Here is an 8,775-nt window from a genome sequence, read left to right as displayed (position 1 = left end):
CCTTTACTATCGTTCTGAAAGCAAATATTATTCTTCGAAAGAAAATCATCCCAAAGTAAAATTACCCCGGAGCCGACATAAATAGTATCCATCTACCGCCGGACCTTGCCCATCCTATTTAAATTTTGGTTAATTTTCTTGACATCAATCCCCTTTGGGTTAAATTAAGACCCGGAATTTCGCCGATTCCCGCAGATAACTACAGGCCCTTGAAATTGGATTGAAAAATGATCCGATCGACAAGCATCCAGGAGATCCTTAAAAAAATACAGGAACTGGGTAATCCCCAACAGGCCCAGATACTGCAACGATTTTTTAAGACCGGGCCCGGAGAATATGGCGAGGGGGATGTTTTTGGGGGTCTCAAGGTGCCGGAGATTAGAAGGCTGGCCAAAGAATACCAGGTCCTGGCCCTTCCGAAGACCGTTCAATTACTTCGATCCCCCATCCATGAAGCCAGACTCCTGGCCCTGCTCATCATGGTTCAGGCCTACAGACGCGGTGATAAAGAACATCAAGAACGAATCTATCAAACCTATCTTGGAAATACCCGCTTTATCAATAGCTGGGATTTGGTCGATCTATCGGCTCAGCATATTGTGGGCGCTCGTTTGTGGACCGGCAGCCGCGAGCCTCTCCAGGCATTGGCCGCATCGAGCCTTATCTGGGACCGCCGCATCGCCATTATGGCCACCTTTTTCTTCATCAAAAAAGGGGAATTCTCCGAAACCCTGCGTATTTCAGGGTTATTACTTCAGGATCCCCAAGACTTGATCCATAAGGCCGTGGGCTGGATGCTTCGGGAGGTCGGCAAGCGGGATCAAAAAGCCGAGGAGTCTTTCCTTAAAAAACATTACGAACAGATGCCCCGAACCATGCTCCGGTATGCCATCGAACGGTTTCCGGAGGAGTTGAGACAGGGCTATTTGAAGGGGAAAATTTAAAAAAAATGGCTGCCGTCATCGTTTTCTCGCATTATCCAGGCACTTCCTGACTTCTTCTGGCTTTTTAGCAACAGCGTACTGCCAATACCCATATTGTCCATCTTCGTTGACGGCGTTAATCCAGCGCTCTGCCGCAGCCTTCTTGATGGATTCAAGCTCGTCAAAGCCTTTGGTTTCAAGGATCAAATAAGACACTCCACCCCCAGTATCTAATCGAATGATAAAATCGGGAATATAATCGTGGCTCTGGCCGTTGTGGAAATAGGGCATTGCAAATCCCAAGCCCTGGTTTTTCACAAAAGCCCCGGTAGCCGGATGGGTATCGATGGTGTATGCGGCTGACTGCTCCCATATTCGGGTATCAGCAACGATATAGTTCAGATGGGACCGCTCAACTTCACGCACTTCTTTACTTGTCCAAAAATCGACGTCCGAGGTCGAACCCGCCCCTCTGCTTGACTCATAGACGGCTACCTCAGGAGTTTCACCTGTCATGACATCAGGTTTTATACCGCTTAAAAGGCTTTCTATGGCCCAGCCATAATACGGAGAAAGAAAAACATCAAGGATACTTGCCGGATCGACTGGTTTTACTTTTTCGCTTAAATAATAATCAACGATTCCGGCAAGCTGCGGGAAAAGGACCTGAACGGGAACCTCGCAACCTGGCTGTGATGCATACACCCGAGTCAAGTCACGAGCAAGCTCAAAGACCAATTCCTGAAATCGACGTCCTGTTCTGAATGGACTCAAGTCTACACTTTCCAGCTTTCCCGGCCCCAAAAGAGACGGCCTTCCTTGATTACTGAGAAGGGCCGCTTTCATCTGCACCTCAGGAGGAATGTGGAGAGGGTTCAGAATGAGTTCAGGAATCCCATTCCAGTCCACCGATATCCTGTTGCGTATGGCCTGCGTATACCCCTCAACACGAGGGAACTTGATTTCATAGCGGGCCTTGGCCGGGATAGCATAGACATGGTGCCGCTTGACCGGGGGTATCCGCGGGCCATCTTTCGTTTCCTTAAAGGGAATTATTTCAAAGGGAACACCAAAAACCTTAGCGACCTCTTCAGTCAGTTTTCCGTCCTCCCCCACCTCGTAGTTTGATCTCCGCAGCCCACGGCCTACAACTTGTTCACAAAGCAGTTGAGACATAAAGGGACGGAGTCCGATGATATGCGTCACGGTATTGCAATCCCAGCCTTCGGTAAGCATACCGACACTGACGATACAACGAATGTCTCTGCCGGGTGGGTATAACGGCCTGTCCAGCTTCTTTCCTAATTCCTCGAAACCTTCAGGATAGAGCGTCCGACCTTGTCTGTCCCGGGGCCACTCCAGCTTGCCGACGGTATCAAGGGTAAAACGCATCCAACGGGATTCATCACTCTTGGCCTCGCCCGTGTCAGTCTCATGGACCACCTTAGAGTCGACCCGAATCGTGCTGATTCTTCCGTTATTGCGAAACCCGTCGATTTTCGACGGTGGAATTCCGGCAGGAGGATTATTCTCAGCCAGCCACTCGTAAATGACCTTGGCAATCTTTGTATTTTTGCAGACGAGGATAAACACCGGAGGTCGGGGGTCTTCCTTGTTCCCTTCCCATTCCTGACAGAGTTCAGCCCAGAGTCCGGCCAGCATGACAATCGGGGTATGGGCCCACTTGAGGATCGCCTCCGGTTTTGGAGCCTCCTTCTTACCGCCACGCTCGGAAGTTGTCAGGTGTGGCAAAATCCATCGCCAGATATTGAAGTAGCCCGGTATTTCTTTGCCGGTCGTGTCACGCACGGCAAGCTGGGGAATTTTGGTAAGCCCTGATTCTATGGCATCCGTCAGCCCGAATTCGCTGACCACCCAGGGGAAGATGCGGTTGCTGTCCGGTCCCATCCGGCCGAGAAAATAAGGCGTTGCGGAGAGGTCCACACAGAAATTGATGCCACGGTTTTTGTTGATACGATCAAGCCCCTCAACCCAGACAGTGGCCTCTTTAAAAAACTCTTCGATTTCCTCTTCCTCGCCAAAAAGGTCTTCTTCTCCTTCTTCGGGTTCAGGCCTTCTGATCCGGTAAGCGTGATGGGCCTCATCATTAAGCACCAGGATATTCCGCTTTCCTCCAATGTCACGTCCGAGCACACGATTCAACAGCGCCGTATCGCTTTCAACATACTTGGTGGATTCGATCTTTACTTTTTTGAGATGGCCTTGCTTATCACGCTCTTCCGAAAGGATATGCAATATCCCGGCATCCACCTGTTTGGTCAGATCTTCTAATGTCAAATAACGCGTCCCACGGGCGGTAGTGGTCTTTTCGCCGATAATAATCGTTTCCGTGATGCTTACCGGCACGCCGGTTTTGGCTACTTTGGCGCTGACCCCCGCTGTCTGCATGACCTGGGGCTCAAAAACATGCCAGTTCGTTATGAGTATTTTCCCTTTTGTAAGATCCGGCATAAGATGAGACGGCACAAGATCACGCGTGCGATAAATGCTTGCCTCTCCTCGTTCAGGATCGAGTTCCTGAAGCCTGCTTCGGATCGTCACATTGGGACAGACGACGAGCACGGCGTCAGAAAAGCGGCTGTCATTCCGGCTATTAATCTTGTTCAATATGCTCCAGGCGGTTATCATGCCCATGACGGTGGTCTTGCCGGACCCCGTGGCCATCTTACAGGCATAACGACCGAATGCCTTGAACCCTTCGGCTTTTCGCTCCTCGCTCGGCTCGTCAGGTGGAACAGAAATGCCCTGCAGAAAATCAGCGCGGGCTTCCTTCAGAAAAATAATGGTCTCGGCGGCCTCAAGCTGGGCAAAGAAAAGCCGTTGCTGTCGGCCTTCGCGGCGCCAGTAATTAAGGAGTTCACAGCTAATCCCGGTCACTCCGCCATCCCCTTTGAGCGCCAACGGCAGCCACTCCTTCATCCGGCCCCGAACACGATTAACAAGCTTCAGTTCGATAGCCGTGCCGATGCCTTCAGGAGATTCAGACAGGGATTTCAAAGGGGGACGATAATAGTACATGGCCGGTCTCCGGCCTTCTATCTGCACAGGAGGCTCGCCTTCGATAATGCGCCAGTAGGACGAAGGTTCAAGATAAGGTGAATTCAGGATCGGTTCGGGAACTTCGTACTGGTTCATAGGGGTATATTAAAAGCGCTACAGATGGCGTCAAGTTTTTCTATTATTTCCGGGTGTATCTCTTCTGGCAGCATAACCGCTGCAATTTCATTATATTTTGTATAGGGAATGTTGAAAAGGCCTGCCGCCTCCAAAGCCGGAGGAATAAATTCAACACGGGCTTTGGTGCTTATCAGGAATGCCGGGTCGGATAATGGATTCTCGATAAAGGGTGGCGGAAAATTGGCCTGAAAATATTTGTCGAGATCGGCCAAATGCGGTTCTGCCGCATCTTCCCCAACCTGGTTTTCGACAAAACGTCTTAAGGCGGCGGGATGAACCAGATAGCTTTCGATTTCATATCTTTTCCAGCGGACGCGCTGTAAGCCGATTCCGGTAATCTGGGACGCGGTGACTTCCACCCGGCAGTCGCCGTCAAGCAGCATCAAACCGGGAATGCCGGGTTTAACAAGCTGTAAGGCGTCATAATGTTCGCGGGCCTGCACGTCGCCGGCCCCGAGTCTGCTCTCCCAAACGGTTGGTTTCCAGAAAAGGGTTCGTGTCAGCAAGTCATAAGCTTTATGGTTTAGAATCCGCGCCCATTCACGCAATATGGCGATATCGGTATGGCCTTCCACATAAAGAATGCCCGGTGCGTCCTGGGCCATGATGATATCGACGTTTGAAAGGATGGACAGGGACCGCATCAGGCTGGCGCGTTCTTTATTATCCGCTATCGGCCGCGGGCCATCAAACATGGCAAACAACTCCCTTGGTTCGACCGAATCGATGATGACCTCTGAATGCGTCGCAATGATGAGTTGTGAATGCTGGTCCATGGCTACAGATCGTAGTTCACTGTAAATGGCATCTTGAAGAACCACATGCAGATGGGCATCCGGTTCGTCAATGAGAAGAATCGAGGCCGGGCGGGTATGAAGGAAAGTGAGCAGCATCAATATCTGCTGAAACCCGCTCCCGGCGCTGGCTATGTCCAATTCTTTCTCACCGGATCCATGGCGATATTGGGCAAGAATGTCGGCGCCCGTTTCATCGGGAGGAATAAGTTCATACCCGAATAAACGTTTGATCGATTCTGTAAGAGCCTGCCAGGCCGTTTCGGAGTATTTTGCCTGAACCAGAAGGTTTCTTATTACTTCCCCTGGTTTAGCCTGGCCAAGAAGCTGAGCAATCTTTGGAGGTTGGTAAAGGGGTTCTTCAGTCCCCAAACCGGTCATCGGAGGTATGTAAACTGCGGATAAAGTTTTTTTCTTAAGCGCTGAGGGGTCAACCTCTGCGCGCGGCCGCACATAGATCTGTTCCGTACTGTCGGAAATAAACTCCATGGTTATGGGCTTGTTGTCCGTTGAAGTAACTTCAATCTCGAGGTTTCCGGTGTACTGACGCCGATTCCAGAGCATGTCGAAGCTCCTGAGTGGCACTGATGCAAAGGCCTGACGTGCAATCGGGGCCTTTACATAGCCTTGCCGCGGATTAAAGTCATTGAGTTGTTTCCAGCGGTCCAGGGCTAAAGACCACGAGGCAATAGCCTGTAAGAGCGTTGTTTTCCCTGTATTATTCGGCCCGGCGAGAACAATATGCCCCGGGATGTCGAAAGAAACTTCTTCGAAACGCTTGAATCTGCGGATAACAACTTTGGAAATCATTCCTTTGCCTCCGCGAGGTTTTTCAAAACCAGCAACTCATTTCCACGGTCGTCGATCACCTTAACCGCAATCTGTCCATGCTCCCCGGCTTCAAACGACGCGCTGATCGTTCCGGCAAGATGGTCCCAGACACTGTCTTCATGGGTAGACTTCAGCGCCCGTTTCAAATTATCCCAGGCGCTTGTGCGGGGGAAAAATGCCTGGCTGACATGGAAGCAAAGACCGTTGTAATCGGTATCGAGGAACCAGGCAGGGACATCGTTACCCTTACGGTGATCGACCATCATCGTGACCGGATCGAAGACATCGAGCCCCAGCAGTTCCACCTGATACTTAGCATTCCCCTCTCCCTTGGTATGAGAAGGTTTGGAGGCGCCTTTAGACAATTTTCTCAGCACAACCTCCGGCAGACCGCAGACGCTGAATATCTGACTTGAGCGCATGTTCTTCAGGAGATCGCCCATTAAAAGGTCTGGTGTGGCCTGCACGTATGTTGCCGGCACGCCCACGGCGGCCTCGCAATTATCGACAAAATTCCGCGCGCCCGGTTGAATGGCAAAGCCGATCACAAAAAGGTGGGAATAATTCTTGGCATGCGCCTCACGCGCAGCTTCGTATACAAGCTTTTCGCTGATCGCTCCGTTTTCAGGGCCGAAGAGAATGGCCACGGGTTTATCGCTGCCATTAGTTACAAGCGCTTCTGCCGAAAGGGACAGTGTCTTGGCTGGCTTGCGGATAACTTTGAACTCAACGGTCTTGCCGCCGTCTAAATGAAGCACCGGAGACCGCCGCAGGACCTCGAGCATCCGGTCGATGAATGACCCGTACTCACCGGCTTCCGGCGCCCCCCAATCTTCAACCCCGTCACCTTCCCAGTCAACCGGAGTCGGGATCGTCGCTTCAAGGCAGAAAGGACCGGAAACGCGGGTGATGCTGTTTACGGTCTCCGGTCTGTCCACCAGCACTTCTTCTGCGGGGGGTTCATTGTTTGCGATGGATTTGAGCGTAACATGGGGTACAATGCCGCCGACCTCTTCGCCTTTATTGTTTTGCTTGCGCTTGTAAATAAAGCCGCCAGCCGGTCCATGGTCGGGTTCTCTCAGCTCATAATATGGAAAGGTAGCTGTCAGCAACCTCTGGCGTGCAAGCGCAAGAGGCACCCGGCTCGTATCGATTGTGATCCAACGCCTGCCCCACTGCTCGGCAACATAAGCAGTCGTTCCACTGCCGCAGGTGGGGTCGAGAACAAGGTCGCCGGGGTCGGTGGTCATATTAATACAACGTTCCAAGACTTTAGTGTGTGTTTGTACTACGTAATCCGGATCATCCTCACCTCTTGTATCAGCCCAAACATGAACTAACTCTCTGAAAGGGAAGTCTTCGAAGTACCGTTTGTAGATGCGCAGACCTTCCTGACGAAGTAACCGACCAACATCCCAAAGTCTTTTAATGCCTTCTACTCCGGGCTTCCAATGGCGGTTAGGTTTACATGACAGTCGGAAGCGCTTTCCCTCCCATTCGAGGTCTATATCGAGATCGTCTCCACCCTTTGATACAATGCTGTCCGTTGCGAAGATCTTAGCTCCCGGAGGCAAAGACAATACACCTTCATTATTAAAATGGCTTATTGGTACATGCGATCCGTCCGCCAACTCCAAACGTTTATATTCAAGCGCACCCGATAACCCCGGACTCTGCCGCTCAAAGAGCTTTCGAAACTTCACATGATCCATTTCCTTGGCATACCAGAGCAGATAATCAGAGGTAGCAGGAATTGTTTTTGTTGTAGATCCTGTAGTTTTTTGGAATGTAATCAATGAAGCAAAATTCTCCGCCCCAAAAACTTCATCCATCACTTCCCTTACATGATGCAAATTCTCATCACTGATCTGCACAAAGATGCTTCCGCTTGGAGTAAGGAGTTCCCTTGCAATCAGTAACCTGTCGCGCATGTAAGTGAGATACGAATGAAGGCCGAGCTCCCAGGTGTCGCGATAGGCCTTTACCATCTCGGGCTCCCGGGTCATGTCGTCGTCTTCGTTGTGCTTCACATCGCGCTTGCGGACAAAGGGCTGGAAGTTGGAGCCGAATTTCACGCCATAGGGTGGGTCCATGTAAATCATCTGGACCTGCCCGCCGAGTCCTTCGTAATGCACCAGCGAGTTCATCACGACCAGCGAATCACCGAGCACCAGGCGATTCACCCACTTGTCCTTATATTCGTAGGCCTTCAGGATCTGGTCGGTAATCGAATGCTGCGGGTCGCCGAAGAGGCTGAACAGGTCAAGCTGCCTGTCTTTTTTATGGCTGGCGAGCGTTTCAATAATGGCCTTAGTCGAAAGCCGCTCATGGACAAACAAAGGCAGCGTCGGCACGTCGAAAGACAACCTTTCGGCCTTGCCGGCCCAATTCAGAAACGGCTTGCCAAGGGCCTTGAGCCCATCCGCAATCGAGACGACCGTGCCCTGCGCTTTGTCGATCTCTGCCCGAATCTTTGCCCGTTCTTTTTCAGATTCCGCGACTTTTATCTTTGCCTGGAGCTCCGCCAAGGAGGCAGACACGTCATAGAGCTTGGCGATAAGGACCTCACCCTGTTCACGCGCCGGGTTCTGCCCGTCCCACTCGAGGGCCGGCGAAAGAGAAGAATCGTAGCGATAGCTGACAGGCGGCTTCTTTTTCCTGAACTGAGCCTGGGTCCCCACTTCAGGCCGCATCAAACTCTCCGCAGTTGGATGGCGATACGGCTCTGTAAGACCTTTCTCTGCCGTTCCGCCTTTCCTGCCGACCTGCGATTTCTTATAGTTTCCCGTCTTCTTAGATGTCACCATTATCTGGTTTTATCCCTGCAAGTCCCTGTAAAAAGTATTTAAATTTTAGAGTTTTCAGTGATTATTTGCAAAGACAATTACGATAGAACGCCGATTTCAGATAAACAAAATAAAACATATCCATCACTTAAAGTCAATTTAAAATAAATAGCTTGACCTATTGAATCCTGGGATCCTCGCCCCCTTTCTCCCAAATGATTAAGAGAAGAACCAAATTTATTG

Annotated in this window: 4 protein-coding genes; 1 reads left to right on the top strand and 3 read right to left on the bottom strand. The window is 50.9% G+C overall.

Translation table 11 applies throughout. From position 1 onward, the window contains the following. Nucleotides 1–227 precede the first annotated feature (227 nt). Complete coding sequence (locus tag HY879_03650) at nucleotides 228–944, top strand: DNA alkylation repair protein (GenBank protein ID MBI5602426.1); 717 nt, start codon at nucleotides 228–230, stop codon at nucleotides 942–944. A gap of 15 nt (nucleotides 945–959) precedes the next feature. On the opposite strand, the gene HY879_03645 is transcribed toward HY879_03650, so the two are convergent. The 3 genes from HY879_03645 to HY879_03635 are packed head-to-tail and all read right to left on the bottom strand — an operon-like array spanning nucleotide 960 to nucleotide 8,553. Continuing rightward, nucleotides 960–4,079 carry a DEAD/DEAH box helicase family protein gene (locus HY879_03645; GenBank protein MBI5602425.1) on the bottom strand — a complete coding sequence of 1,040 codons (3,120 nt, stop codon included), beginning with the start codon at nucleotides 4,077–4,079 and terminating at the stop codon, nucleotides 960–962. Continuing rightward, nucleotides 4,076–5,725 (bottom strand): AAA family ATPase, encoded by a 1,650-nt coding sequence (locus tag HY879_03640; protein ID MBI5602424.1) that lies wholly within the window; start codon nucleotides 5,723–5,725, stop codon nucleotides 4,076–4,078. The genes HY879_03645 and HY879_03640 overlap by 4 nt, the downstream gene beginning before the upstream one ends. After that, nucleotides 5,722–8,553: a site-specific DNA-methyltransferase gene (locus HY879_03635; protein ID MBI5602423.1), complete on the bottom strand. Its 2,832-nt coding sequence runs from the start codon at nucleotides 8,551–8,553 to the stop codon at nucleotides 5,722–5,724. The genes HY879_03640 and HY879_03635 overlap by 4 nt, the downstream gene beginning before the upstream one ends. Nucleotides 8,554–8,775: the final 222 nt, after the last annotated feature.

It is taken from the genome of Deltaproteobacteria bacterium (assembly GCA_016219225.1).
Classification (GTDB): Bacteria; Desulfobacterota; RBG-13-43-22; order RBG-13-43-22; family RBG-13-43-22; genus RBG-13-43-22.
This window is presented reverse-complemented; position numbering and strand designations above follow the sequence as displayed.